Source organism: Comamonas composti DSM 21721 (assembly GCF_000429845.1).
In the GTDB taxonomy this organism is placed as follows: Bacteria; Pseudomonadota; Gammaproteobacteria; order Burkholderiales; family Burkholderiaceae_C; genus Comamonas; species Comamonas composti.
Genome location: NZ_AUCQ01000043.1, coordinates 1 through 25,642, shown reverse-complemented (window position 1 = coordinate 25,642; position 25,642 = coordinate 1). Strand labels below are relative to the sequence as shown.

The 25,642-nt window shown below is 63.3% G+C and carries 21 protein-coding genes and 1 pseudogene; 8 read left to right on the top strand and 14 right to left on the bottom strand.

Annotated elements, in window-relative coordinates:
* From G486_RS22615 to G486_RS0116475, 6 genes are all read right to left on the bottom strand, one after another.
* Window positions 1–1,396: polysaccharide biosynthesis/export family protein (locus G486_RS22615; protein WP_084455380.1), on the bottom strand; the 1,396-nt coding region annotated here is incomplete at its 3' end.
* Between the two features lie 9 nt (window positions 1,397–1,405).
* Complete coding sequence (locus tag G486_RS0116495; RefSeq protein WP_051303628.1) at window positions 1,406–2,545, bottom strand: chain-length determining protein; 1,140 nt, start codon at window positions 2,543–2,545, stop codon at window positions 1,406–1,408.
* Window positions 2,542–3,207 carry an ABC transporter ATP-binding protein gene (locus G486_RS0116490; protein ID WP_027016530.1) on the bottom strand — a complete coding sequence of 222 codons (666 nt, stop codon included), beginning with the start codon at window positions 3,205–3,207 and terminating at the stop codon, window positions 2,542–2,544. The genes G486_RS0116495 and G486_RS0116490 overlap by 4 nt, the downstream gene beginning before the upstream one ends.
* A complete protein-coding gene (locus G486_RS0116485) occupies window positions 3,204–3,938 on the bottom strand; it encodes an ABC transporter permease (protein ID WP_245587351.1) in 735 nt (244 codons plus the stop codon). The genes G486_RS0116490 and G486_RS0116485 overlap by 4 nt, the downstream gene beginning before the upstream one ends.
* Before the next feature lie 673 nt (window positions 3,939–4,611).
* Complete coding sequence (locus G486_RS0116480) at window positions 4,612–5,373, bottom strand: 16S rRNA (uracil(1498)-N(3))-methyltransferase (RefSeq protein WP_027016528.1); 762 nt, start codon at window positions 5,371–5,373, stop codon at window positions 4,612–4,614.
* 143 nt (window positions 5,374–5,516) lie between these two features.
* The gene (locus G486_RS0116475) at window positions 5,517–6,626 is read right to left on the bottom strand and encodes an aminoglycoside phosphotransferase family protein (protein WP_027016527.1); all 1,110 of its coding nucleotides are present in this window, start codon (window positions 6,624–6,626) and stop codon (window positions 5,517–5,519) included.
* A 182-nt stretch (window positions 6,627–6,808) separates the two neighbouring features.
* Here G486_RS0116475 and G486_RS0116470 point away from each other — a divergent pair, with 182 nt between their 5' ends.
* The 3 genes from G486_RS0116470 to rsmA all read left to right on the top strand — a co-directional run bounded on the left by G486_RS0116470 (window position 6,809) and on the right by rsmA (window position 11,527).
* The gene (locus G486_RS0116470; protein ID WP_027016526.1) at window positions 6,809–9,187 is read left to right on the top strand and encodes an LPS-assembly protein LptD; all 2,379 of its coding nucleotides are present in this window, start codon (window positions 6,809–6,811) and stop codon (window positions 9,185–9,187) included.
* Window positions 9,188–9,215: 28 nt separating this feature from the next.
* Window positions 9,216–10,694, top strand: a complete 1,479-nt coding sequence (locus tag G486_RS0116465; RefSeq protein WP_027016525.1) for a peptidylprolyl isomerase — start codon at window positions 9,216–9,218, stop codon at window positions 10,692–10,694.
* 65 nt (window positions 10,695–10,759) lie between these two features.
* Complete coding sequence (gene rsmA, locus G486_RS0116460) at window positions 10,760–11,527, top strand: 16S rRNA (adenine(1518)-N(6)/adenine(1519)-N(6))-dimethyltransferase RsmA (protein WP_027016524.1); 768 nt, start codon at window positions 10,760–10,762, stop codon at window positions 11,525–11,527.
* Between the two features lie 96 nt (window positions 11,528–11,623).
* Here rsmA and G486_RS0116455 read toward each other — a convergent pair whose 3' ends face one another.
* The 8 genes and pseudogenes from G486_RS0116455 to G486_RS22605 form a co-directional block, all read right to left on the bottom strand.
* Window positions 11,624–12,049, bottom strand: coding sequence for a barstar family protein (locus tag G486_RS0116455; protein WP_027016523.1), 426 nt, complete (start codon window positions 12,047–12,049; stop codon window positions 11,624–11,626).
* A 149-nt stretch (window positions 12,050–12,198) separates the two neighbouring features.
* Window positions 12,199–12,630 (bottom strand): ribonuclease domain-containing protein, encoded by a 432-nt coding sequence (locus G486_RS0116450; protein WP_027016522.1) that lies wholly within the window; start codon window positions 12,628–12,630, stop codon window positions 12,199–12,201.
* 285 nt (window positions 12,631–12,915) lie between these two features.
* On the bottom strand, window positions 12,916–15,225 hold the full coding sequence (locus G486_RS0116445; protein WP_027016521.1) for an NADP-dependent malic enzyme: 2,310 nt from the start codon (window positions 15,223–15,225) through the stop codon (window positions 12,916–12,918).
* A 314-nt stretch (window positions 15,226–15,539) separates the two neighbouring features.
* On the bottom strand, window positions 15,540–17,054 hold the full coding sequence (locus G486_RS0116440; RefSeq protein ID WP_156920068.1) for a phosphoethanolamine transferase: 1,515 nt from the start codon (window positions 17,052–17,054) through the stop codon (window positions 15,540–15,542).
* A 158-nt stretch (window positions 17,055–17,212) separates the two neighbouring features.
* Window positions 17,213–18,730, bottom strand: coding sequence for a CoA-acylating methylmalonate-semialdehyde dehydrogenase (locus G486_RS0116435; protein ID WP_027016519.1), 1,518 nt, complete (start codon window positions 18,728–18,730; stop codon window positions 17,213–17,215).
* A 66-nt stretch (window positions 18,731–18,796) separates the two neighbouring features.
* Window positions 18,797–20,158 (bottom strand): aspartate aminotransferase family protein, encoded by a 1,362-nt coding sequence (locus G486_RS0116430; RefSeq protein ID WP_027016518.1) that lies wholly within the window; start codon window positions 20,156–20,158, stop codon window positions 18,797–18,799.
* Window positions 20,159–20,264: 106 nt separating this feature from the next.
* A complete protein-coding gene (locus tag G486_RS24620; RefSeq protein ID WP_281171917.1) occupies window positions 20,265–20,696 on the bottom strand; it encodes a LysE family translocator in 432 nt (143 codons plus the stop codon).
* Window positions 20,697–20,894: 198 nt separating this feature from the next.
* Window positions 20,895–21,173 (bottom strand): annotated as a pseudogene (locus G486_RS22605) (LysE family translocator); the annotation flags it as partial.
* Between the two features lie 114 nt (window positions 21,174–21,287).
* Between G486_RS22605 and G486_RS0116420 the strand changes: the two are divergent.
* From G486_RS0116420 to G486_RS22595, 5 genes are all read left to right on the top strand, one after another.
* The gene (locus tag G486_RS0116420; protein ID WP_027016517.1) at window positions 21,288–22,238 is read left to right on the top strand and encodes a LysR family transcriptional regulator; all 951 of its coding nucleotides are present in this window, start codon (window positions 21,288–21,290) and stop codon (window positions 22,236–22,238) included.
* A gap of 318 nt (window positions 22,239–22,556) precedes the next feature.
* The gene (locus G486_RS0116415) at window positions 22,557–23,081 is read left to right on the top strand and encodes a GNAT family N-acetyltransferase (protein ID WP_051303625.1); all 525 of its coding nucleotides are present in this window, start codon (window positions 22,557–22,559) and stop codon (window positions 23,079–23,081) included.
* A gap of 370 nt (window positions 23,082–23,451) precedes the next feature.
* The gene (locus G486_RS0116410; RefSeq protein WP_034388112.1) at window positions 23,452–23,952 is read left to right on the top strand and encodes an NUDIX hydrolase; all 501 of its coding nucleotides are present in this window, start codon (window positions 23,452–23,454) and stop codon (window positions 23,950–23,952) included.
* A 20-nt stretch (window positions 23,953–23,972) separates the two neighbouring features.
* Window positions 23,973–24,302 carry a hypothetical protein gene (locus G486_RS24090; RefSeq protein ID WP_156920067.1) on the top strand — a complete coding sequence of 110 codons (330 nt, stop codon included), beginning with the start codon at window positions 23,973–23,975 and terminating at the stop codon, window positions 24,300–24,302.
* A gap of 267 nt (window positions 24,303–24,569) precedes the next feature.
* Window positions 24,570–25,642 (top strand): retention module-containing protein (locus G486_RS22595; protein ID WP_245587350.1); only part of this gene is annotated, 1,073 nt, incomplete at its 3' end.

Sequence of the window (25,642 nt, the reverse complement as noted above, 5' to 3'; positions counted from 1 at the left end):
CGAGCGACCCCTGATGAGGCGTACTTTGCAGCTTTGCCGTTTGCACAAATGCAGCCGGCATAACCCCGAGGATCTCGCTTAGCAACTGGGTTGAATTGTTCAAACAAGTGGGACCACTTCTCAGCTCGGCCTCGTCGCGGCGCAGGCGGGCTTCTTCGCTGCTGCCGCTGCGGCCTGTGAGCAAGGCGGTTTCCAGACTGCGCAGGCTGGTGTTGAGCAATTCCTTCTGGCGCTGTTTCACGCTTTGGCGGAACAGCTGAATGCTTTCGGGCTCTGCGTCGGGCAGGGTCTGTATCTGCTGCATCAGCGCGCCCAGCGGCGTGCCGTAGGGCAGCACATATTCCTGGGAGTTCATGTGCTCGCCTTCCACGCGCACGGAGATGGTGCCGGGCTTTTTATCGGCCGTGAACTCCAGCTCATCGCCGTTTTGCAGAGCAATGGAGCTGGCCTCTGCCAGCGGGTAGTACTCGGTATTTCTCACGCTGCCGGTATTGCGTGTGATGCGCACATGCGTGGCCTGGGCCTGGGGCTTGGCCAGCAGCATGAGTTGCTGAACGGTTTGTTTGCCGCTTGTGAATTCAAAGCGCTTGGCATTCGCCACCAGGCCGGAGACTTTGACGCGGCTGGCAAACGGGGGCACAAAGATCACGTCGCCATCGCCCAGTTGCAGCAAGGGTAGCTGGCCGTTGAGCAGAAAGTCGTAGAGGTTGAAGCTGGCGCGTGTGTTGCTGCCGCGCTTGACCTGTACGGCAAGAAAGCTGCCGCGCTCGGGGTCTATGCCACCGGCCTGATCCAGATAGTGCAGCAGGCTGTCCATGCTGGTGCCGTTGTATAGCCCCGGGCGCAGCACATTACCGCTCACAAAGATGCGCACGGGCTGGGCATCGGCCAGGCTGGCATAGCTGTACACATTGGCGCGGAATACCTTGCCCACGGCTGCATGCACCTGCTTTTGCAGCTCGCTGTTGCGCACGCCCAGTACCTTGATCGGGCCTATATGGGGCAAGAAGATATTGCCCTGGGGATCAACTACGGCCGTGTCGTTGAACTCATAGCCGCCCCAGAGCCGTATCTGTATGCGGTCGCCGGTGGCGATCAGATAGTCGGGGTTGAATTGCGTGGCGCCGGCGCGCGCAAAGCTGCCGGTGAACAGGTTGGCGCCAAAGACATCGGAGCTGACTGAGAGGGGCGCGGGGGGCGCCAGAGGCGTGACGGGGACGGCTTCGGCCTTGGCTTGACTCGCGGCTGTGGGAGGGGGCTTGGCCGCTGTGCCTGTCAGGCCCAGGGCCTGGTTGATCTGCAGAGGATCTACGGCGCTGGTCTGGGCCAGGGCATTGGTTTGGGTCCAGAGTGCGGACAGGCAAAGGCAGCCGGTGGTGATGAGACGTTGGTACATGATGGGGGCTTAATCCTTGTGGTCGCGCACGATGGCCATGAGCAACTGGGCTATACCTGCGAGCAGCAGGGCTGCCAGGGCCCAGGTGGCAATGTTGTAGAGGCGGCGCGGCCTGAGGGGGTATTCGGGTTCGGTGGGGCTTTGCAGCACCGAGACTTTCTTGAGTTTGCGCGTGGCGTTGATGCGGCCTTTCTCCAGGGCCAGCAATGCGCTTTTGTAGGTGTCCTGTGCAAAGGCCGCTTCCATCTCCAGCCTTTGAAACTCTTCCACCGCGCGGTTCAGCGTTTGCCCGCGCGGGCTGGTCAGGCGCTGCTGCTCGGTCTGTATCTGCTTTTCCACGGCCTTGATTTGCAGGTCGATCTCGACCACCCCGGGGGCCGACGGGGCGAGGTAGCCCAGCAGGGCAGCCTTGCGGGCCGCAAGGTCGGTGAGCTGGGCTTCAAGCTTGTTGACGATGGCCGCCAGGTTTTCTGCCGTGGCCTGAGGTGATAGCAGGCCCTTTTTGTTCTGGTAGGCCAGCAGACGCTGGCGCGCTTCCTGGGCTTGCTGGCTGCGTTCCTTGACCTGTTGCTCCAGAAACTCCACTTGCTCCTGGGCCAGCTGGTGGCCCATGAGGTTCATGAACTGCTCGCCCTCCTGAACCAGGGCCTGGGTGATCCTGTGGGCCATTTCGGGCGCAAAGGCCTGGGCCTGGACGATGAGCGTGCCCGCGTATTCGTCATAGTCCACGCTCACGCGCTTGAGGTAGTAGCGGTGAAAGAATTCCTGAGAGGATTCATGCCAGAACAGGCGCGAAAGAATGTCGTGCTCGTCGCTGCTGTAGTGTTCGCGCAGCTGCAATTGCTGGTCCAGGCGCTGCATCATGTCCACGGACAGCAGGCGCTCGCGCAGCAGCAGCTGGTCGCCGCGCGCCGAGGCGTTGCCCGTGCCTGCGAGCAGGTTGCCCAGGTCCAGTGCCTGGCCTGCCCCCATGTCGGTGCTTTGTATGAGTACGCGTGCTTCGGACACATAGCGGTCGGATGCAATCAGGCCCCAGTACAGGGCTGCGAGCAAGGACACGGCCAGGGCCAAGGCCAGGGCTGGAAGACGCAGAATTTTTTGAAGCCTGGCGGGCAGGCGTTGGGTCAAGTTGAGTATGGGGGCTGTCATGCGCTGAGACTGTTTTTGTATTGCTGCAAGGCGTCGTCTATGGAGTCGAACCAGTGGGCCTGGCCTTCATGCAGCCAGATGCCGGCCTCGCAGAACTGGCGTAGCGTGCTGTCGCTGTGAGAGACCATGATCAGGCCAGAGCGGCTGGCGATGTTCTTGAAGGCGTTGGAGGCCTTTTGACGAAAGGCCGCGTCGCCGGCAGATGTGGCTTCGTCGGAGATGTAGACGTCGAACTCGAACGCCAGGGACAGGCCGAACTGCAGGCGCGACTTCATGCCCGAGGAGTAGGTGCGAACAGGCTCGTCAAACGAGGGGCCGAGTTCGGCAAAGTCTTCGATATAGGCAATTTTTTCTGCCATATCTGCTTCATGGCCATGAAGCCGGCAGACGAACTTGGCGTTCTGCCTGCCCGTGAGCGATCCCTGCAGGCCGCCGCCATAGCCCATGGGCCAGGAAACCTTGCAAAGCCGCTTGACGCTGCCGCGCGTGGGCGAATCTATGCCGCCAATGATGCGCAGCAAGGTGGACTTGCCCGCACCGTTGCGGCCCACCAGCCCCACGCTGACCTGGGGCGGGATGGTGAAACTGGCGCCCTGGAGCACCCAGCGCCCGGGGCCGTACGGCGTTTGATAACGCTTGTGTACGTTGTCAACAACAATCATTGGGCTCTGAGTCTTTCGGTAAAGCGCACATGCAAGGCCAGGCCCAGAAAAATGCTGACCAGGGCAAAACCATAGAGGTAACCAAAATTGGCTTCGGGTGCGGCGTGATAAATGGGGAAGAAGCTGCTGCGCAGCAGCTCTATGCCATGGGCGAAGGGGTTGAGAAAAACCCATTCGCGGTATTGCACGGGGATGGCAGACAAGGGAAAGATCACGCCTGACAAAAGGTAAAGCGGGAGCAGCAGAAACGAAACCAGCTGCTGAACTTCAGAGATCAGATGTCCGGCCACGGAGAGCATCAGGCCCAGGCCCAGGCCGCACAGCATGGTGCCGGCATAGGCGGCCATGGCCTGCAGCGGAGAGGGGGGGCTGATGTCATGGCCCACAAAACTGACCAGGAGCACCAAAAAGGCGGCAACCACCAGGCCAAGCAGGATCTCTAGTGCGGCACGCACAAAGACGGTATCTGCAGGGCGCACCTGGCGGTAGGCAAACAGCGCGGCATTGGCGCTGAGCGCCCCCATGCTGCGCTGAAACACGTTTCTGGCTGTGAAAAAACAGCTCATCCCCAGCAGCAGCCAGATGGTGACGTCGGCTCCAGCCAAGGTTCTGGCTCGGATCACGGTGAATATCACCAGCATGAAAAGCACATGCACAACCGGTTCCAGAACCAGCCAGGCCCAGGCTCCACGCGATGCGCTCAGCCGTGCCACGGCCTCGCGCAACAGCAAGGCTTTCCAGACGGTTTGGGTAATGGCAAGGGAAGAACGAGGAGGCGCTGTCTCTGGCATGGTTGGGGGCTGATGGCAGACTGGTAGCGACTGCCAAGAGTGGCGAGCCGCCCTCTTTTGCTAAAATTTGTTACATTCGCAATTCTTTCGGACGCGTAACGAATGTATTTTTTGGCGCCGAGTGTAACTTCCATCAATTCTTGAGGGCAAGAAAATTAACAATTGAACAATTTTGTTTTTCGAAAATTGTTCAATAAGAAATTTTCTTTCTATATTTCTCGCCATGAGAAATATTTTTCCAAAAAAGGGCATTACCCCTCTGCTTTGACAGGCGCGATCGAGGTGCAGCTGCTTTGGCTTGGGCGCTTGCCGTTGATTCACATCTGAGGGCTTCATGCCGGCTTGTTGGCACGAAATCAGGGCTTCAACAGGGGGCCTGACTGAATAACCGGTGCTGAGCAGGAGGCTTTGTCCTGTATTGGTGGCTGTTAATACAGGTTTTCGAATGGACTTATCCACGGGATATTGAAGAGCCTCGGCACATCTGTTGTGACTGAAGCCATGTCAATATGGAGTATTGATACTTTTTGTTTCAATACGTCAGAAGTTTTGTAGAGAAAAAATGGCCAAGCCAATGGCCATTGATCGTATTCAAAAGGCTTTTTGAGCCGTTTCAAACAGATGCTTGCAGCGTCAATGCCGCCAGTGCTGCAAGCGGCGCGGTTTCTGCGCGAAGAATGCGCGGCCCCAAGGTGATGGGGAGGAAGCCCTGCTTGCGCGCCAGGGCTTCCTCGGCGGGGGAGAGACCGCCCTCCGGGCCCGAGAGAAATACCACGCAGGCCTGTGCCGGGGCCTGGGCCATGACCTGCGCCAGAGGTTGGGTGGCTTCGCCCAGGGACAGCAGCAGGCGCAGCGCATCGGGGGGAAGTTCGTTTGCCGGGCCTGCAAGCCAGGCGCCGAGATCATGTGCCGCATGCAGTGCCGGCACCTGGTTGCGCCCGCACTGCTCGCAGGCGGAGACGGCCACGGCCTGCCAATGCGCGCGCTTTTTCTCGGCTCGTTCGCCTTTGAGCTTGAGTACGCTGCGTTCAGCTGCAAGCGGGGTGATGCTGGCCGCGCCGAGCTCGGTGGCTTTTTCCACCAGCCAGTCCATGCGCTCGTTGGCCGTGATGCCCGACAGAAGATGCACGGCGCGACCGGCTTCGCGCTCCACGGCGTGATGGTGGCCTATGCGCACGCTGACCGAGTTGCGGCCCATGTGCAGGATTTCTGCCTCAAACTCGCCCCCCGCGAAGCCATTGCCGGCTTGGCCCTCGAACAAGGTGATGCCGTCGCCAGGCTGCAGGCGCAATACCTGCACATGGCGTGCAGCGCCTGCAGGCAGATCCAGCTCGGCGCCGCTGGCCAGCGGCATGGGGCAGTGAAAGCGGGGCATCGGAGATATATCAGGTGTTGGAGACCGGGGGCGTGCTGCGCTTTGCGAGCCAGCTTCTCACCTCAAACCAAAGGGGCGAGGAGGTCAAGCCAGGAAGTAAGGCCAGGAGCGCAGCGTATCAAACTGGCAGATCTCAGCGGAGCCTAGACTCTTCCATAGGCATATCCGAATTCCGGCTGGATCTGCTCTATCTGGTCGATGAGGCGCAGCAGCGGCTGCAATTCGCGATAGCGGCTGCAGGTGGAGCGTATGTAGTGGATGAAGCGCGGTGCATCGGCCAGGTACTTGGGCTTGCCGTCGCGCAGCGTGATGCGCGCAAAAATGCCGGCCACCTTGAGGTGACGCTGCAGGCCCATCCATTCGACGCCGCGATAGAACTCGCCAAAGTCCTCGCCCCAGCCGCTCTGGCTGCGCGCGCCCAGCAATCCCGACTTGCGTGCCTTTTCCCAGTAACGCACGGTAATGTCGATGACGAAATCCTCTTCCCAGCTGATGAAGGCATCGCGCAGCAGACAGGCAATGTCGTAGGTGACGGGGCCGTAGACCGCATCCTGGAAGTCGAGCACGCCCAGTGGCGCGCCGGGTGCCAGGGGCTGCATGAGATTGCGCATCATGAAGTCACGGTGCACGAAGACGCTGGGCGCGGCCAGGTTATGGGCCACGATCTGCTCGAAGGCCTTGGTCAGCGTGGCTTGCTGCGTATCGTCAAGCCGGGCCTGGCGGTGGCGCGCGATATACCAGTCGGGAAAGAGTTGCAGCTCGCGCTGCAGCAAGGCCTGGTCGTAAGCTGGCAGCACGCCGGGGCGTGAGGCGGTCTGCCAGTCGAGCAGCACTTCCAGCGCGGAGCGATACCAGGCCTCGGCGTCCTGGGGACGGGAAGCGTCCAGGGCCTGTATGACGGTCTTGTCGCCCAGGTCGGACAGCAGCAAAAAGCCGTTGGCCTGGTCCCAGTTCAGGATGCCGGGCACGGCCAGGCCGGCTTCGGCCATGAGGGCTTGCACATGCACGTAGGAGGCGTTGTTCTCCTTGTCGGGCGGTGCATCCATGACGATGAGGCTGTGGCCGTCCTGGGTGTCCAGGCGCAGATAGCGGCGAAAACTCGCATCGGCCGACGCTGGGCGCAGCGAGTCCGGGTTCAGCCGGTACTCTTGCACCAGGGGGGCAAGCCAGTGCTGGAAGGCGCTTTGGCGGGCCGGGTCGGCCCAGTCAACCGGGGTACGCGCGGGGACGAAAAGGGGTTTGGGGTGGCTCATGGATAATCGGATTCTATCGAGGGCCTCGGGCCTTCAAGTTTGACTTTTAATTACCACCCCTGGCGATAGCCGGCGCTTAGGTGCTAGGCTTTTGCTTTTTTCGCCGTTTGATCAACGTGTACTCTCGCTTGCCGTCCTGCGATCCGTCGCCCATCAGTGCGCCTTTGAAGCAGGGCCTGCCCATGCCGCGTCTGCTGGCCTGGCTCGTCGCTCTGGCCTGGGCTGGTGCCGCCCAGGCGGCCGATCAAGATCCTGCCGGCAATGCTGGCGCACAGGCCGAGAGTCTGGCTGCGCCGCAATTGCGCCCCAGCACCATGCTGCGCGAGCAGTTCCCGGCAGACCTGCGCTCGCAGCAGCCGGTCTATGTGCGCGGCGATACGCTGAGCGGGCAGACCGACATCAACACCGTGGTCGAAGGCGGTGCCGAGCTGCGCCGTGGCGACACCATGATTCGTGCCGACCGGCTCGAATACCAGGTGCCGGACGACCGCGTCAAGGCCCAGGGCGATGTGCACATCAACCGCGCGGGCGACGTCTACGAGGGCACGCAGCTGGACATGGAGGTCGATGCCTTCAAGGGCTATTTCGACAATGCCAGCTATCGTTTTCTGATCAACGGAGCCTACGGCCAGTCTTCGCGCGTGGACTTTCTGGACCGCGACCATGCGGTGGTCCACAACGCGACCTATACCACCTGCCAGCGCGATGACGAGGCCAGTTGGGAGCCCGCATGGATGCTGCGCGCCAAGACCATTCACCTGGACATGGCCGAGGAGACCGGCGTGGCCGAGGGTGCGGCCCTGCAGTTCAAGGGCGTGACCGTGCTGCCCGTGCCCACGATGAGCTTTCCGCTGTCGGACAAGCGCAAGTCGGGTCTGCTGCCGCCCACGATCGGCATCGACCAGCTCAGCGGCATCGAGTACACCCAGCCCTATTACTGGAACATTGCACCCAACCGCGACATGACCCTGTTCCCCTCGGTCATGAGCAAGCGCGGCGTCAACCTGGGCGCGCAGTTCCGCTACCTGGAGCCCAGCTATTCGGGTGAGGCCTATGTGAGCGCCATGCCCAGTGACAGGGAGCGTGACCGTGATCGCTGGGGCTACTCGCTGCAGCACCGTGGCACCATCGATTCGCCCATAGGCGGTCTGGGGCTCAATCTGAACCTCAACCGGGTGAGCGACAGCGATTACTGGCGGGACTTCCCGCTGGCCGCGCGCCCGCTGCGCGAGCGTCTGCTGCCCAGCGACATGAACCTGTCCTGGGCGCGCGGCGATGGCGTGCTCACGCTCAGAAGCCTGCACTGGCAGGTGCAGCAGGATGCGAGCTCGCCCATCACGCCGCCCTACGGCATGAAGCCCCAGCTGCAATGGCGCTACACGCCCATGGACTTGCCGCATGGGCTGGATATGAGTCTGGTGGCGGACACCACGCGCTTTGAAGTGGCCAAGGACTTGCCGGGCTTCAACAACGGCCAGCGCAGCTATGTGATGGCCCAGCTGAGCCGGCCCTTTCTGTCGCCCGGGGCCTTCATCACGCCCAAGATCCAGCTGCATGCGAGCAGCTACCAGGTGGACAGCGTGATGAGCAATGGCAGCCGCAGCGCCTCGCGCACGCTGCCCACGGTCAGCCTGGACAGTGGGCTGGTGTTCGAGCGCGACACCCAGATCTTTGGCCGCAACCTGCTGCAGACCTTCGAGCCGCGCGCCTTCTACACCTATACACCGTATCGCGACCAGAGCTATCTGCCGCTGTACGACACGGCCCGCAACGACTTCAACTTCGCGAGCATCTACGCCGAGAACGACTACAACGGCCAGGACCGGATTGCCGACAACCACCTGCTGACCCTGGGCGCGACCACGCGCCTGCTGGATGCGGACACGGGGGCCGAGCAGGCCCGCTTCGGCATTGCCCAGCGCGTGCGCTTTGCGGACCAGAAGGTGATTCTGCCCGGCGAGGTGCCGGCCACCAGCCGCCTGTCGGACGTGCTGCTGGGCGCATCCGTGAACTGGACCGACAAGTGGTCCACGGAATTCACCACCCAGTACAACCGCGACCTGAACCGCTCGGTGCGCTCCACCTTTGGTGCGCGCTACAGTCCGGGCAGCTATCGCACGGTGAGCGTGGCCTATCGCTCGCAGTACGATACCGTGGCCCGCACGGATGCGAGCAAGCTCATCGATGTGGGCTGGCAATGGCCGATCAACGACCTGTGGGGTGACAAGGGGCGTGATCTGGGGCCGGGCCGGGGCCAGGGCGGCGGACGCTGGTATGGCGTGGGCCGGCTCAACTACAGCATGAAGGACCGCCGCCTGGTGGATACCGTGATCGGCGTCGAATACGACGGCTGCTGCTGGATCGGGCGTGTGGTGCTGGAGCGCCTGCAAAGCACGATCACCCAGTCGAATATGCGCCTGCTGTTCCAGATCGAGTTCGTCGGCTTCTCGCGCCTGAGTCTGGGCTCCGATCCGCAGCGCAGCCTCAAGCAGAACGTGCCGCGCTACCAGGAGCTGCGCGACACCATGATGGCGCCCAGCCGCTTCACCAATTACGACTAAGACATTTTTTCAGCAAGGCATTTGATCCATGCGTTTTCTTTCCAAGACTTCCCGCAGCCTGGCCTTGCCCGTGGGCCTGGCCCTGCTTGTCGCCACGGCCCAGGCCCAGGGCCTGCGCCCGCAGGCCGGCAAGACCTCACTGGGAACGGCTCAGGGCAACCAGGGTTCGGCCGGACTGGCCGCACCCGCGAGTCCGGCGGTCTCGCGCGCACTCGATGCCACGACAGCTCCTCTGGGGCGTGATCCCGAGGGTGCCAAGGCTGCAGCGGCAAGCGGACTGCGCTCGGCCGATTACATCGTGGCCGTGGTCAACTCCGAGCCCGTGACCAACAACGAGGTGCGTGCACGCATGATGCGTGTGATGCAGAACATTTCTGCCCAGGGCGGGCAGCTGCCGCCCGAGCAACTGCTGGCGCGCGAGGTGCTGGAGCGCCTGATCGTGGAGAAGGCCCAGTTGCAGGAGGCCAAGGACACGGGCATACGCGTGGACGACTACGCGGTGGACCAGGCGGTGGCGAACATCGCACGCCAGAACGGTCTGACCGTGCCGGCCTTGATGGCCCGCGTCAAGGCCGAAGGTGTGGAAGAGGCCTCGATGCGCCTGGAGCTGCGCAACCAGATCACGCTGCAGCGCGTGCGCGAGCGTGATGTGGATGGCCGCGTGCGCGTGACCGAGGCCGACATAGACCGCTATCTGGCCGACCAGAAACAGGGCCGCACGGACAAGGCGCCAGCCGCCTTCAACCTCGGCCACATCCTGATCGCCGTGCCCGAGAACGCGGGTGCGGCCGAGATCGCCGAACGCGAGGCGCGCGCCAACCAGGCTGCCGAGGCGGCCCGCACCCAGGGCGATTTTTCGGCCGTGGTCAAGGAGTACTCCGATGTGCCGGACGGCAAGGGGGGCGGCGCCATGGGCATGCGCCCGCTGGCCGACTACCCCGAGCTGTTTGCCCAGGCCGTGGCCCAGTCCGCCAAGGGGGCCATCGTCGGGCCCATTCGCTCGGGCGCAGGCTTTCACGTGCTCAAGGTGCTGGAAAAGACCCAGGCCGGCGCCCAGGCCGTGGTCACGCAAAACCATGCGCGCCACATCCTGCTGCGCATTGGCGACCAGACCGAGGCCCAGGCCGCCAAGCGCCTGGCCGACTACAAGCGCCGCGTGGAGGCCGGGCAAGCCAGCTTCGAATCCCTGGCGCGCGAGCATTCGCAGGACGGCAGCGCGCGCAGCGGCGGCGATCTGGGCTGGTCTTCGCCGGGGCAGTTCGTGCCCGAGTTCGAAGAGGCGCTGGACGCCTTGAAGCCGGGCCAGATCAGCGAGCCGCTGGTCTCGCGCTTTGGCGTGCACCTGATCCAGCTCGTGGACCGGCGCCAGGCCCGGCTGACCGAGCGCGAACAGCGCGAGATGCTGCGCAATGTGGTGCGCGAGCAGAAGCTGGAGACCGACTACCAGACCTGGATGCAGGAGCTGCGCGGCCGCGCCTACGTGGAGTACCGCGAGCCGCCGCAGTAAATCATGTGGCTCCCTGCCACCCAAGGGGGCCGCGTTTTGCCCTGGGCTAGCTCGGCCATGAAACCATGAAACATATACCCCGCAAACGCTTTGGCCAGAACTTTCTGACCGATGGCGGCATCATCGACGCCATCGTGCGCGCCATCGCCCCCGAGGCCGGCCAGCCCATGGTGGAGATCGGCCCCGGCCTCATGGCCCTGACCCAGCCCCTGGTCGAACGCCTGGGGCGTCTGACCGTCATCGAGCTGGACCGCGATCTGGCGCTGCGCCTCAAGCTGCGGCCCGATCTGGACGTGGTCGAATCCGACGTGCTCAAGGTGGACTTCCGCGCCCTGGCCCAGCGCCTGGGTGTGCCCAGGCTGCGCGTGGTCGGCAATCTGCCCTACAACATCTCCAGCCCCATCCTGTTCCACCTGCTGGAGCAGGTGGACGTGATCCAGGACCAGCACTTCATGCTGCAAAAAGAGGTCATAGACCGCATGGTGGCCAAGCCCGCCACGGCCGCCTATGGGCGGCTGACGGTGATGCTGCAATGGCGCTATGCGATGCAAGACGTGCTGTTCGTGCCGCCGGGCAGCTTCAACCCGCCGCCCAAGGTGGACAGCGCCGTGGTGCGCATGCTGCCCAGGGCCCAGCCCGCCGAGCTCGATGCCAAGCTGCTCGAAGAGCTGGTGCAGGTGGCCTTCAGCCAGCGGCGCAAGATTCTGCGCAACACCCTGGGGCGCTGGCTGGAAGGCAAGGGTTTCGAGGGCGAGTTCGACCTGCAGCGCCGCGCCGAGGAAGTGTCCGTGGCCGAGTACGAGGCGCTGGCCGCCGCGATCAAGCAAAAATAAGAGCTGCTAGCGCGCGTCTGGCTTGGCTTTCAGGCCTTAATCAATAGGAAACTACCGCTGGATCAGCGGTAGCCGCTATCAAGCTTGGTAGTCTGCTCAGAGAAAAGAGTAGAAGCAGCGGAACGAGATCTTGCGTTCGGCCCAGTAGTCGGCCGCATCGCGGAACGCGTCCAGCAACTGCTCGCGCACTTCCTTGTCGAACTTGGGCGTGGTTGGAATCTGGTCGAGCACGAGCACAAAGCCTGGCTGGGGGCCGGCCCGGTGAATCGGGTCGGTCAGGCAGTCGTAGAGTGCGTCGAAGTTCTTGCCGAAGTGCGCGGGAAAGTAGAACTGCGTGGCCAGCAGCTCCAGGATGTCGGCCTTGGTCTGGGCATGGGCCAGATTTGCATACAGGAAATGGCACCCCAGCGTCTGCGCCGCCTGCTGCAGATCCTGCACCCTGTAGGCGCGGATGGACTGCACGATGTTGGCGCGCACGTTCCGCAGCGGGGTGTCGGCGATCTTACGAAGTGGTGCATCCATCTCCGTGGCTCTTTCTCTTGCTTGAAGGCCTGAGAGAACGCGGTCTGTGGCGGCGACGTCCTCTGGCCGTGGATGAAACGCAAACCCCTGCCAGTCAGCAGTCTCGGCCGCTGGGGGGCATACAGCGGGTTGGAGAGATACGGTCAAGGTCATTCGATGATTTGGCGAAAGCTGTTGTAGTGATCGCTGGTGTAAAAGCATGCTTTGGGTGTCTGGGGCTGCTCGCCGCCGCAGACAATGCGCCTGGCGCCACGGCTACGTGCACCCGGCGTGCGCACCGTGTATTCGCGGTAATAGCCGCGTGGCTGGCGAGGCAAAATGCGCTCGCGGTTGCCAAACACCGTGCCATCCTTGTCGTGAGCAAACGGCCCACCGCGCAGAATCAGTCCATAGGTCGAACGGCCTTCACGCGGCAACTCGGACAAGGCGATCGTGGCCGACTGGCTGGCTTGCAACTCCGGGCTCGCAGCGCTGCGCGCATCGGCGACAGCGGGGGAGAGGGCCAAACAAAGCCCCAAAAAAAGCTCTGTTGCAAGCGTAAAACCGGTCTGGTACGCCTTGGCGGCGGCTGCCTTCAGCATCAACAACACCTTTCAGAATTTCAGGGATGCCCTGAAATCTCGACCCGGTAGTGTGACGGATCGTGCCTGGAATTGCAAGTTATGCTTAAAAAACAAGCAGTTTAGTCAGGAGTTCTTTGCATCTCCTGTGCCGTCTTTCCAGCCCTCTCCCCCAAGGGGCGAAGGGAGCAAGACCGGGGCGCATGGCATCAACCGGCGCGGCCCAGGCCAGGGACAGCGAGCAAGGGCCGCCCCGCCGCGAGGCTGTCGTCCCCCTTGGGGGAAGACGCGAAGCGGCTCAGGGGGTCAACGATTAGCGTTCGCGTCAGCCACGGTCAGCGCCGTCATGTTGACGATGCGGCGCACCGTGGCGCTGGGCGTGAGCACATGCACGGGGCGGCCTGCGCCCAGCAGCACCGGGCCGATGGCAATGCCGCCGCCCGCCGCCTGCTTGAGCAGGTTGTAGCTGATGTTGGCCGCATCGATATTGGGCAGCACCAGCAGGTTGGCATCGCCCTGCAGCGTGCTGTGGGGCATGAGCTGGGTGCGGGCCTTGCCGTCCAGGGCCACGTCGCCGTGCATTTCGCCGTCGACCTCCAGCCATGGGGCCTGCTCGCGCAGCAACTCCAGCGTGCGACGCATCTTCACTGCGCTGGGCTGGTTGCTGCTGCCGAAGTTGCTGTGCGATAGCAGGGCGGCCTTGGGCTTGATGCCGAAGCGCATCATCTCCTCGGCGGCCATGATGGTGATCTCGGCCAGTTGCTCGGCCGTGGGGTCGTAGTTCACATGGGTGTCGACCAGAAACGCCTGGCGCTCGGGCAGCAGCAGGCCGTTCATGCAGGCATAGGTTTGCACGCCGGCGCGCCGGCCTATCACCTGGTCTATGTACTGCAGGTGGTGGGCGGTCTGTCCCCAGGTGCCGCAGATCAGGCCGTCGACCTCGCCCTTGTGCAGCAGCATGGAGCCGATCAGCGTGAGGCGGCGGCGCATCTCGATCTTGGCAATCGGCACGGTAATGCCCTTGCGCTCGGTCATGCGGTGGTAGGTCTGCCAGAAATCGCGGTAGCGGTCGTCATGCTCGACATTGACCACGTCATAGTCCTGGCCCTCCTTGAGGCGCAGGCCGAAATGCTCGATGCGCTGGGCGATGATGGCCGGGCGGCCGATCAGCGTGGGGCGGGCAATGCGCTCGTCGACCACGATCTGGGCGGCACGCAGCACGCGCTCTTCCTCGCCCTCGGCATAGGCCACGCGCTTTTTCGTGGCTTTCTTGGCCATGTTGAAGATGGGCTTCATCATGGTGCCCGAGGCATAGACAAAGGTCTGCAAATGGGCGCGGTAGGCGTCCATGTCCTGGATCGGGCGCTGGGCCACGCCGCAGTCGGCTGCGGCCTGGGCCACTGCAGGAGCGACCATCATCATCAGCCGGGGATCGAAGGGCTTGGGAATCAGGTACTCGGGGCCAAAGCTCAGCTGCTCGCCCACATAGGCTGCGGCCACTTCCTCGCTTTGCTCGGCCTGGGCCAGGTCGGCAATCGCATGCACGGTGGCGATTTCCATCTCCGTGGTGATGGTGGTCGCGCCGCAGTCCAGCGCGCCACGGAAGATGTAGGGGAAGCACAGGACGTTGTTGACCTGGTTGGGGTAGTCCGAGCGGCCCGTGGCGATGATGGCATCGTCGCGCGCGGCCTTGACGTCCTCGGGCGTGATCTCGGGGTTGGGGTTGGCCAGCGCGAAGATGATGGGGCGCTGGGCCATGCGCGCCACCATGTCCTTCTTGAGCACGCCGCCCGCCGACAGGCCCAGGAAGGCGTCCGCGCCCTCGATCACCTGTCCGAGGCTGCGCAGCTCGGTCTGGCGCGCGAACTGGGCCTTGTCATCGTCCATGAGCTCGGTGCGGCCTTCGTAGACCACGCCGGCGATGTCGGTCACGAACACGTTCTCGCGCTTGAGGCCCAGCTTGAGCAGCAGGTTCAGGCAGGCCAGGGCTGCAGCGCCCGCACCTGACGCGACGAGCCTGATGTCCTCGATCTTCTTGTCCGCGACCTTGAGCGCATTGACCATGGCAGCGGCCACGGTGATGGCCGTGCCGTGCTGGTCGTCGTGGAACACGGGGATCTTGAGGCGGCGGCGCAGCTCGCGCTCCACGAAGAAGCATTCGGGCGCCTTGATGTCCTCAAGATTGATGGCGCCGAACGTGGGCTCCAGCGCGGCAATCACCTCGACCAGCTTTTGCGGGTCCTTCTCGTTGATCTCTATGTCGAAGACATCGACGCCCGCGAACTTCTTGAACAGCACGCCCTTGCCCTCCATGACGGGCTTGGAGGCCAGCGCGCCGATGTCGCCCAGACCCAGCACGGCCGTGCCGTTGGTGATCACGGCTACCAGGTTGCCGCGTGCCGTGTACTTGAAGGCCGCAGCCGGGTCCTTGACGATTTCCTCGCAGGGTGCGGCGACGCCGGGCGAATAGGCCAGTGCCAGGTCATGCTGGTTGGCCATGGGCTTGGTGGGCGTCAGGGTCAGTTTGCCGGGCTTGGGAAACTCATGGTATTCAAGTGCGGCGCGGCGCAGCAGAGCTCGTTTGTCGGAAGGGGTAGCAGCCGTGGTCTCGGGCATCAAGCGTCTCCAGCAAAGGCGGGTTCCTGGCTCACGGGGGGTGGGCGCCGTGTAGCCAGGAAAAAATAAGGGGAAAAAGATTGTAGGCCGTGCACAGAAAGCCCGTGCGGCCGGCACAACAGCTGTGCACAGGGCTCGGGCAAGGCCCGCAACCGCGCAAACCCAGCAGGCATGCCGCCCCGGGCGTGTGCGGCGCGCCAAAGGGGCTACGCGCCCATAGTTCTAATTAGCTACGCAAAGAGCGCAGGGCCGGCCCTCAGAGCGTGTTCACGATCTCTACACTGGCGCGCCGCGAGGAGGTCTTGAACACGCTCTCAGCCGTCGAGGGAACAGGCGTTCTTCTTGAACAGGTCCTTGTAGGCCAGGCCTTCGACGAGCAGCACGCGGCTGTCCTGCATCTGCGGCAGGTCGGTCGCGGGCGCATAGCCCATGGCCTGGGCCACCAGGGTGGGCAGCAAGGTGGTGCTGTGCACGATCTGGCCGCTCCTGTCGTCCAGCAGCCCCGGATGGGTCTGCTGGAACTGCGGGCTGGCCCAGGTCATGAACGGCACTTCGTACGTGCTGCGGTTAAACCCGTGCTCATAGGTTTGCGAGCAGGGCGGCATGCCCAGCCCATGGTCCGAGGTGTAGTACAGCGCGCTTGCGCCCTGGGTGCTGGCAAGCATGCCTATCCATTCGGCCAGCAGATCCGAGGTGTAGCGAATGGAGTTGTCATAAGTGTCCGCTCCCCTGTATCTGAAGCTCGGATAGCGCTTGCTGATCTTGGGGTGGCTGCCGTAGGTGTGCAGCACGATGAGCTTGTGGGGGCTGGCATCGGCCAGGGCGCTGGCCAGGGGCGTGGTGAGAACTTCGTCGAGGGCGCCGTTGCCCACCTTCTGGTAGATGTCGGCCGAGCGCCGCAGGGCCTGGGTGTAAATGTCTTCGGACTTGTCGAAAAAGCGCGAATTCGTGAAGACAAAGGTCTTGAAGCCTGCCTGCCGCGCCAGGTCGATGAAGGTCGGAGCTTGGTTCTTGAGGCTGTCCAGTGCGGACTGGCCGGTCAGCAGAAAAGGCAGGGCCTTGGCCGTGTTCTTGCCATTCGCGAGAACGGCCTGCAGGCTCAGGCCGGGCAGGGAGCGCAAGGCCTGGTTGGTGTCCTCGCCCTCGTAGCCCAGCAGGGACCAGCGGTGGCTGCTGGCGCTCTCGCCGATGACCACAACCAGGGTCTGGGCCGCTGCAGGCGCTGTCGGCCTGGGCGGCAGCTGGGGCGTATAGAACACCGAGCCGGAAAGCTCCTGGTAGCGCATGACGGCCAGCGTCATCTGCATCGGGTAGACATGCCGGACCTGGTCTGCATAGGCTTCGGCGTCGTAATGCCTGACGACGCCGGTGATCCCGAGCCCGGCCCAGAGCACCAGGGGCGCGCCCAGCAAGACCTTGCTCCAGCGAGAGGGCGCAAGACCTTGCTGCGCCTGCCTGCGCCACAGATAGCTGCTGGCCAGGGCGCAGACCAGCAGCCACAGCAAGGGCTTGAGGATGGAGGCGGTCTTGAGGCTGCTCAGAAACTCCTGGGTCTCCTGGGACTCGGTGCGCATGAGGGTGGCCAGTGCGAACTCATCGACCAGGCTGCCCAGAAAGCTTGCATGAAAGATGTTTGCGGCGCCCACCAGGGCCAGGGCCAGGCAGGCGATGAGCAGCAGTGCTTTATGGCGAACCAGGGGAAACAGCAGAAAGGCCGAGCCCAGGCTGTAGGCAGCTTCCTTGAGCGAGGGATGGATGAGCAACGGAGGCAGAAACAAGACCGTCCAGATCGCGAAATAAAGCAGGCGACCGTATTTCATTGCATCCATTGCTTTCTCTTGACACTTTCATATTCTTGTCACAATTTTAATCATTTGATGCAATGGAGGGTCTGGGACATATGCGGAGGCGCAGGCCGCAGAAAGACAAAGCCCCTGAGAGCGTGTTCACGCTCTCAGGGGCTTTGTCTTGAGCGCGCCGGCCTGGGCTAGCGGCTGCTGGGGAAGCTGAACACCGCGCCCTCGCGCACGCCGGCGCTGGGCCAGCGCTGGGTGATGGTCTTGCGCTTGGTGTAAAAGCGCACGGCGTCGGGCCCGTAGGCGTGCAGGTCGCCGAACAGCGAGCGCTTCCAGCCGCCGAACGAGTGGTAGGCCACGGGCACGGGCAGGGGCACGTTCACGCCCACCATGCCGACCTGGATGTGGTCGGTGAAGTAGCGCGCGGCCTCGCCGTCGCGCGTGAAGATGCAGGTGCCGTTGCCGTATTCGTGCTCGTCTATGAGCTGCATTGCCTCTTGCAGCGTTTTGACGCGCACCACGCCCAGCACGGGGCCGAAGATTTCTTCCTGGTAGATCTTCATGCCGGGTTTGACCTGGTCGAACAGGCAGGGGCCGAGGAAGTAACCATCTTCATGGCCAGGGACCTTGAGGCCACGGCCATCGACGAGCAGCTTCGCGCCTTCGGCCACGCCGCTGTCCACATAGGCCCTGACCTTGTCAAAATGCGGCCTGGTGACCAGGGGCCCCATGTCGTTGCCGTTGTCGGTGCCGGGGCCGACCTTCATCTTGGCGATCTCGGCCGTGAGGCCGGCAATCATGGCCTCGGCAGTCTCGTCGCCCACGCAGACCACGAGCGGCACGGCCATGCAGCGCTCGCCGCAGCTGCCGTAGGCCGCGCCCATCATGGCGCTGACCGCGTTGTCCAGGTCGGCATCGGGCATGACGATGGCGTGATTCTTGGCGCCGCCCAGGGCCTGCACGCGTTTGCCGTGCCTGCTTCCTTCGGCATAGATGTATTCGGCAATCGGCGTCGAGCCCACAAAGCTCACGGCCTTGACGCGCGGGTCTTGCAGCAGCGTGTCCACGGCGATCTTGTCGCCGTTGACCACGTTGAGCACGCCCGGGGGCAGGCCGGCTTTCAGTGCCAGCTCGGCAATGAACAGCGTGCTGCTGGGGTCGCGCTCCGAGGGCTTGAGCACAAAGGTGTTGCCGCAGGCCACGGCCATGGGCCACATCCACAGCGGCACCATGGCCGGGAAGTTGAAGGGCGTGATGCCGGCCGTGACGCCCAGGGCCTGGAACTCGCTCCAGGAGTCGATGCCCGGGCCCACGTTGCGGCTGTGCTCGCCCTTGAGCAGCTCGGGCGCGTAGCTCGCGTATTCGACGTTTTCGATGCCGCGCTGCAGCTCGCCATGGGCGTCGGCCAGCACCTTGCCGTGTTCGGCGGTGATGAGGGCGGCGATCTTGTCGGCGTTTTCTTCCAGCAGTACTTTTAGTTTGCTCATCACGCGCGCGCGCTTGAGCGGCGGCGTATTGCGCCAGGCGGGAAAGGCGGCCTCGGCCGAGGCGATCGCGGCCTCCACCGTGGCCTTGCTGGCCAGGGCCACGTTGAGGCTGGACTGGCCGGTGGCGGGGTTGAACACGGGCTGGGTGCGCTCGGTGTCGGCCACGCTCTGGCCGTTGATCAGGTGGCCTACGGTGGCCGTGATGTGCTTGTCGTTCTGCATGGTTTTGTCTCAAAAGTGCTTCTGGCGCTTGTGTGGCAAGCGCTGGAAGCTATTAATTTAATAGTTTCAAGGGGTTTCGGCCAGAGCCTCGCCCAGGGCGTTGACCAGGCGTTCGAGCTCGGCCTTCTCGCTGATGAAGGGCGGGGCCAGCTGGATGGTGTCGCCCCCATAGCGCACGTAAAAGCCCTTGTCCCAGCACTTCATGGCCACTTCATAGGGGCGGCGTGCGGGCTCGCCGGGCAGGGATTCGATCGTAAGGCCTGCGGCCAGGCCGAAGTTGCGAATGTCCAGCACATGCTTGCTGCCTTTGAGACTGTGCACGGCCTGCTCGAAGAATGGCGCCAGGGCGCGCACGCGACCCGGGCCGTCCTCGCGCTCCAGCAGCTCCAGCGCTGCGATGCCGGCCGCGCAGGCCACGGGGTGGGCCGAATAGGTATAGCCATGCGGAAATTCCAGCATGTATTCAGGCCCGCCGGCATCCATGAAGGTGGTGTAGATCTCCTGGCTGGCCACCACGGCGCCCAGGGGCTGGGCACCATTCGTGACCTGTTTGGCGATGTTCATGATGTCGGGCGTGACGCCAAAGGCCTCGGCGGCCGTCATGGCGCCGCAGCGGCCAAAGCCCGTGATGACCTCGTCAAAGATCAGCAGGATATTGTTTTGCGTGCAGATCTCGCGCAGGCGCTGCAGATAGCCGGCTGGTGGGATCACCACGCCGGCCGAGCCCGAGAACGGCTCGACGATGACGGCGGCGATATTGCTCGCATCATGCAGGGCGATGAGGTCCAGCAGCCTGTCGGCCAGGGCGCGGCCGTCGGTGGTCGGCTGGCCGCGATGAAACGAGCCCAGCGGCGGCTGGGTATGGGGCAGGTGGTCGGCCTCCAGGCCCTGGCCGAAGGTCTTGCGGTTGCCGACCATGCCGCCCACGGAGATGCCGCCGAAGTTCACGCCGTGATAGCCCTTCTCGCGCCCGATCAGCCGGGTCTTGCCGCCCTGGCCCTTGGCACGCCAGTAGGCGCGCGCCATCTTGAGCGAAGTGTCTGCGGCCTCCGAGCCCGAGCCTGTGAAGAACACATGGTCCAGACCTGCTGGCATGAGGTTTTTGATGCGGTTGGCGAGCTCGAAGGCCGCAGGGTGGCCGAACTGAAATGCCGGTGCGTAGTCGAGCTGCTGGGCCGACCTGGCAATGGCCTCGGCAATTTCGCGTCGGCCATGGCCCAGGCCCGAGCACCACAGACCCGAGAGGCCGTCGAAGATCCTGCGGCCCTGGCTGTCGATGTAGTAGGCGCCCTGGGCGCCGGTGATCATGCGCGGGCGGGCCTTGAAATCACGGTTGCCGGTGAACGGCATCCAGTGGGCATCCAGCCAGGCAGCGTCCATGCGGGGGGCGCTGGCGGCCGGGCTTGTCTCGGTGGAAGTCAGGGGCATGGCAGTCTCCTTGAATGGCTGGTGCGCATTGTGAGTCCCGGATTTGATTTGTCGATAGACGAAGTGTCGAGGTTCACTTGCGCAAATCTGCAAGTGATTCGGAACGTCAGACTGTCCGGCGCTGCTCCATCGCCAGGCGCAGGGCCAGGCCAACCAATACCGTGGCCATGAGCCACTTTTGCACGCGCAGCCAATAGGGGTTCTGGGCAAACCAGCGCGCGAGGCCTGCGGCACACAGGGTGATCAGCAGGTTCACGCTGAAGCTGGTGAAGATCTGGATCAGTCCCAGCACCAGGCTTTGAGCGAGCACCGAGCCATGGGCTGGCGAGACGAACTGCGGAAAGATGGAGAGGTAGAAGATCGCCACCTTGGGGTTGAGGATGCTGGTCAGCAAGCCCATGGTGAACAACCGGTGCGGCGGCTCGGGTCGCAGTGCCCGGGCCTCGAAAGGCGAGCGGCCTCTGGGGCTTAGAACGTGTTTACGATCTCCTCGGTGCCGCGCCAGTGTCTTTGCGGGATGGGATGCGAGGCGCGACACCGCAGCAATAGCCGCGCTATTGCGAGGATTCGCAACGCTGTAGACCGCCCGCAAAGGCACTGTCCCCAAGGGTTGGAGCGAAATCGGGCGATTTCTTCGCGCTGGCCCTTGCTTGCACCCCGGTGCAAGCTGCGGCCCATCGACTCGAACTCATCCCGATTGCGCTCCAACGCGGCAGCGTAGAGATAGTAAACACGTTCTTAGGGCCTGCCAGGCCATGTAGAGCAGGTATAGCGCGCCAGCCCATTTGAGCAGCTCAAAGGCCATGGGTACGGCCATGAACAGCGCCGTCAGGCCAAGGCTGGCGGCCAGCATGTGCACGAAAAAGCCCAGGACCACGCCGGCCAGGGAGATGACCCCGGCGCTGCGGCCCTGACACAACGAGCGTGACAGCAGGTACAGCATGTTGGGGCCGGGGGTGAGCACCAGCAGGAGGGAGGCGCCGGCAAAAAGCAGCAGATCGTGGGCGGGCAGCATGGGCCGGGAGATGAAAGGAGGCGGGAGCCTCATTGTGAAGCAGGCTGCAGCGCAGATGTAAGCTCGGGCCCTGGCCTTGCAGTCCGCAACAGGCCTGGGCATGCGGGTGAACAAATGGCGAACAAAGAGCTTTCCGTGCCTGCCGCGCCGCGCGCGCGGGCGCCGCTGGGGCAGATCAGCGATATGGATTTGCGCCTGCTGCGCGTGTTCAAGACCGTGGTCGAATGCGGCGGCATGACGGCGGCCGAGCTGGAGCTTGGCATCGGCAGCTCCACGCTGAGCCGCCATATGAAGGATCTGGAGCAGCGCCTGGGCCTGGTGCTGTGCCGGCGCGGGCGCGCGGGCTTTGCGCTCACGGCCGACGGCCACAGCATCTACGAGGCCACGCTGCAGCTTCTGGGCGGGGTGGAGCGCTTTCTGAGCCAGGTGGACGACATACATGGCAGCCTGTCGGGCACGCTCGATGTGGCGCTGTTCGACAAGACCGTGAGCAATCCCCGCTCGCACATTGCCGAGGCCATAGGCGCGCTGCAGCGCCAGGCTCCGCGGCTGCACCTGCGCCTGCACATGGCCTCCATCCCGGCGATAGAGCGCGGCCTGATGGAGGAGCGCTGGCAGGTGGGCATTCTGCCGTCGGCCCCGAGCTCGGGCGCACTGGCCTCGCGCCGGCTGTTCGGCGAACGCATGCAGCTGTACTGCGCACCGGGCCATGTGCTGCACGGCGCGGCGCATGAGGATCTGGGCTGGGCCGAGCTCTCAAGCCATGCATTTGCGGGCCTGGGCTACCAGTCACCCAATATGGAGCTCAGCCACAAGGCCGGGCTGCAGCGCCAGGCCACGGGGTTCGATCAGGAAGCGATTGCGCTGCTCGTGCGTTCGGGCGGTTACCTGGGCTTTCTGCCCGAGCACTATGCACAGCCCATGGTGGACCAGGGTCTGCTGCAGGCCGTCGCACCCCGGCGGTTTTTCTATATCTGCGACTTTTTCGTGGCCTGGCGCAAGGCCGTGGAACCAGGAAGAGCGGCCCAGATGTTCATCGATGCCCTGCTGGAGCTGCATTGTTGAAAAGTATTCTCCGAAGCATCTGTGAACTGCTTGTCAACTTGTTTGATAACAGCATTTCCACAATAAAGTGCACAGCTTGTGCAAAGCGTTCGATGCATCTTTCCACATATGTGCTGCCCAGGCACATCGAGACAGATGCAGGTCGATGCAGGCAGACGACGGTAGGTGGAATCAGGCCATTGCCATGCCGATGTGGACCAGGCAGACGCTGGCGGCATTCCGGGCATTCCGGGCATTCCTGCGGCTGACTGCACTGCTGGGCAGCCAGCGGTACAGTCAAGGGAATACCCCGAGTCTTGTCTGTCTCCGTGATCTGCCATGTCCCTGCCGGCTTCTTGTGATTCTTCTTTTGTGATCCGTCCTCTGACCCATGCCGACCTGGGTGGTCTGGCCCAGGTGCAACTGGCCTGTTATGGATCGGACTATGTGGAGTCCACCGAAGTCTTTGCGCGCCGCCTGAGCTGCGCGGCCAACTGCTCGCTGGCCGTGGAGCGCGGCGGGCGCGTGCTCGCCTATCTGGCTGCCTATCGCAGCCTGCTGTCCAAGGTCACGCCCATGCACGGGGACTTTGAAGCCGTGGCGCGGCCCGACACGCTCTATCTGCACGACATGGCCGTGCACCCCGAGGCTGCAGGCCAGGGTCTGGCGCGCGCCTTGCTCGGGCCGCTCATGGAGAAGGCCAGAGCGCAAGGTCTGCTCCATACGGCCCTGGTTTCGGTACAGGGCTCGCAAGGGTACTGGGAGCGTCATGGCTATCAGGTGCAGGCGCTGGGGGACGCGGCCCAACTGCGCCATCTGCACAGCTACGGTGAGCATGCACTCTACATGAGCAAAGGCCTGTGAAATAACTCATAAAAAGTGAGCTGCTAGCGCTTGCCAGTCATCAAAAAATCATTGTTTTAATGGAAATTTGAGACCAGGAAAGTGGTTGCAGCTCTTGTTTTCATAGTGATGCATGCCGAGCGCCAGGGCGCTTGCATCCGGGTCCCCAGTCCCTGCCGGTGTGGCCTCTTTCCCCACCGGGGGAACGTGAGGTGGGGGCTGCAGCGTATACGGCATGGGTTTGAGATGTGATTGCCCTGTGCGGAACGCCTGAATCGCCAGAATGTATGACTGGATGGCAGGAGCAAGACACTGACCGTTACGTTTTGGATAGGCCTGTCCCGGCCGCCGAAGGCATGTGTTGTACCCAGGCCACCAGGCCATGGTCATAATGCGCGCCATGCCCAATCGCTGGAAACCCAATGTCACAGTGGCGGCCATTATTGAACGCGATGGTCGCTTCTTGCTGGTCGAGGAAGAAACCTCCGATGGTGTGCGCTACAACACGCCGGCCGGTCATCTTGACCCCGGGGAATCGCCTGTTCAGGCCTGCGCGCGTGAAGTCGCGGAGGAAACGGCCTTCGATTTCGTCCCCCAGGCCTTGGTAGGCGTTTATCTGAATCGTTTTGTGCGCACACGCACCGGCTCGGACATCACCTATCTGCGTTTTGCGTTCACGGGCCAGCTCGGGGCCTTTCACCAGGGGCAGCCGCTGGATCAAGGCATCATCCGCAGCGTATGGATGACGCTCGAAGAGCTCAGAGCCTCGGCCGCCATGCACCGCAGCCCGCTGGTGCTGCGCTGCATTGAAGACTATCTTGCGGGGCGCCGCTATCCGCTGGAGCTGATTCATACGGATGCCAGCGTGGCCGTGGACCCGTTCGCCGGCTGAGCAAGCCGGCCGCACCTGCTTTGGGCAAGGCTGGTGAAAAGGCGCTGCGCCGGCGCTGGGAATGCTTCGGCGTGCTTGCGCGAATTCCAGGCATGGCGATCGTGAGCTTGCTTGCGACCAGCCTGGGTCATCGGCCGATTTCTCGGTATCTGGTCAAGGGATTGGCTGGAAAAATGTCAACATTTCTCAAGCCTTTGCTCGCAAGGGACGGCATCCAGCCGTATCTGAAAAGGGTGCTGTGGCCCGGTGTGCCGAAGCCGGTTCACCTTCCTGCACCGCTTGCCAGTAAAGACCTTCGAACAGAAATCCATACTCGGCGGGCAATGTTTGCTATTTATTTGCTAGCTTGAGCTCAGGCGCGGCTTGGGCGCGTATGAGGCAGGAGTTGCTCGTTCTGAGCATTTTCAATTGCTTTTGAAGCATTTGGATACTGGCGCCGCCGCCAATAGCCACAGGCTGGCGCGCTTTCTATATTTCTCCACATTCTGTTACAGGACCGTCCACCCTGGGCGAAGTCCTGCGCCCTCATTTATTCCAAAGCGTTCGTTATGGCAACCACCACCGTTCTCGTTACCAAGCTTCTTGGCCAGGCATGGATCCGCAATGCAGATGGCACCTTGACTGCCCTGCGTGAAGGCATGCGGATTGCAGAAAATGCAGCCATCGTCACCGCTTCGGGGAGTTCGGTGCAATTGCAGGCCGATGGCTTGCCTGAAATCACCATTGGCGCGAGCGAAAGCGTGACGCTCACACGCGATGTCTTCAAGACTGCCGAGCCCAGCGAGGCCGCAGTGACGGCGCCTTCAAGCCAGGCGACCGATGCGCTGATCGAGGCCATCAACCGAGGCCAGGACCCGTTCACCGAACTGGATCCCGCAGCCGCCGTGCTGACCGGCGGAGAAGGCGGCGGAGGCAGCACTTTTGTGCGTCTGGCCAGCATTCTTGAAGCCACCGTGCCGCTGGCGCTGGCCTATCCGGGCCTGGAAAATTCGGTCGAAGAACTCCCCCGCTGGGACGGCCTGGGCTACAGGGAGCCGCAGGGTCCATCCATCTTCGTCCCGGATGAGAACGACAAGCCAGGCCCTTCGGGCATGACCAGCGTTCCTGGCAACATCTCCATAGCGGAAGATGCGACCTCGCCAGTGAGCAGCTCCTTCACCATCAGCACGCCGGGAGGGCTGCAATCCCTGTGGGTCGGCGGCATCCAGATCTCCGAGAATGCTCTGCAAAACACGGGCACGCAGCCGATTGTCATCACGACCTCCAAGGGCACGCTGACCATTACGGGCTATGACCCCGTGACTGGCAAAGTCACATACGACTACCTGGCCAACGGCCCCCAGGACCACAGCAACGGTGACGAGAGCGTGCTGGACGACATCAGCTTGCGTGTCGTGGACAAGCTGGGCAAGGAAAGCAGCGGCCAGCTGAGTGTGTTGATCACGGACACCGAGCCGGTGGCCCAGCCGGACACCAACGAGATCACGGAGAACACGGCCTCGGTTGGCGGCAACGTCATCCTGGGCACCGGTGCGGGTGCTGCGGGCAAGGACACCCTGGGCGCGGATGCGGCCACGGTGACGGGCGTGCAGGCCGACACGGCAACAGGCCACGTGGCCAACGGCGGCGTGGGTGTGGCGGTGCAGGGCAAGTACGGCACCATCACGCTGCAGGCCGACGGCAGCTACGT

What these genes read in the sequence shown, in the direction of transcription:
- G486_RS0116495 (WP_051303628.1), bottom strand. Translation starts at nt 2,545, where the DNA reads ATGACAGCCCCCATACTCAACTTGACCCAACGCCTGCCCGCCAGGCTT.
- G486_RS0116490 (WP_027016530.1), bottom strand. Translation starts at nt 3,207, where the DNA reads ATGATTGTTGTTGACAACGTACACAAGCGTTATCAAACGCCGTACGGC.
- G486_RS0116480 (WP_027016528.1), bottom strand. Translation starts at nt 5,373, where the DNA reads ATGCCCCGCTTTCACTGCCCCATGCCGCTGGCCAGCGGCGCCGAGCTG.
- G486_RS0116475 (WP_027016527.1), bottom strand. Translation starts at nt 6,626, where the DNA reads ATGAGCCACCCCAAACCCCTTTTCGTCCCCGCGCGTACCCCGGTTGAC.
- G486_RS0116470 (WP_027016526.1), top strand. Translation starts at nt 6,809, where the DNA reads ATGCCGCGTCTGCTGGCCTGGCTCGTCGCTCTGGCCTGGGCTGGTGCC.
- G486_RS0116465 (WP_027016525.1), top strand. Translation starts at nt 9,216, where the DNA reads ATGCGTTTTCTTTCCAAGACTTCCCGCAGCCTGGCCTTGCCCGTGGGC.
- rsmA (WP_027016524.1), top strand. Translation starts at nt 10,760, where the DNA reads ATGAAACATATACCCCGCAAACGCTTTGGCCAGAACTTTCTGACCGAT.
- G486_RS0116455 (WP_027016523.1), bottom strand. Translation starts at nt 12,049, where the DNA reads ATGGATGCACCACTTCGTAAGATCGCCGACACCCCGCTGCGGAACGTG.
- G486_RS0116450 (WP_027016522.1), bottom strand. Translation starts at nt 12,630, where the DNA reads ATGCTGAAGGCAGCCGCCGCCAAGGCGTACCAGACCGGTTTTACGCTT.
- G486_RS0116445 (WP_027016521.1), bottom strand. Translation starts at nt 15,225, where the DNA reads ATGCCCGAGACCACGGCTGCTACCCCTTCCGACAAACGAGCTCTGCTG.
- G486_RS0116440 (WP_156920068.1), bottom strand. Translation starts at nt 17,054, where the DNA reads ATGGATGCAATGAAATACGGTCGCCTGCTTTATTTCGCGATCTGGACG.
- G486_RS0116435 (WP_027016519.1), bottom strand. Translation starts at nt 18,730, where the DNA reads ATGCAGAACGACAAGCACATCACGGCCACCGTAGGCCACCTGATCAAC.
- G486_RS0116430 (WP_027016518.1), bottom strand. Translation starts at nt 20,158, where the DNA reads ATGCCCCTGACTTCCACCGAGACAAGCCCGGCCGCCAGCGCCCCCCGC.
- G486_RS0116420 (WP_027016517.1), top strand. Translation starts at nt 21,288, where the DNA reads ATGGCGAACAAAGAGCTTTCCGTGCCTGCCGCGCCGCGCGCGCGGGCG.
- G486_RS0116415 (WP_051303625.1), top strand. Translation starts at nt 22,557, where the DNA reads ATGTCCCTGCCGGCTTCTTGTGATTCTTCTTTTGTGATCCGTCCTCTG.
- G486_RS0116410 (WP_034388112.1), top strand. Translation starts at nt 23,452, where the DNA reads ATGCGCGCCATGCCCAATCGCTGGAAACCCAATGTCACAGTGGCGGCC.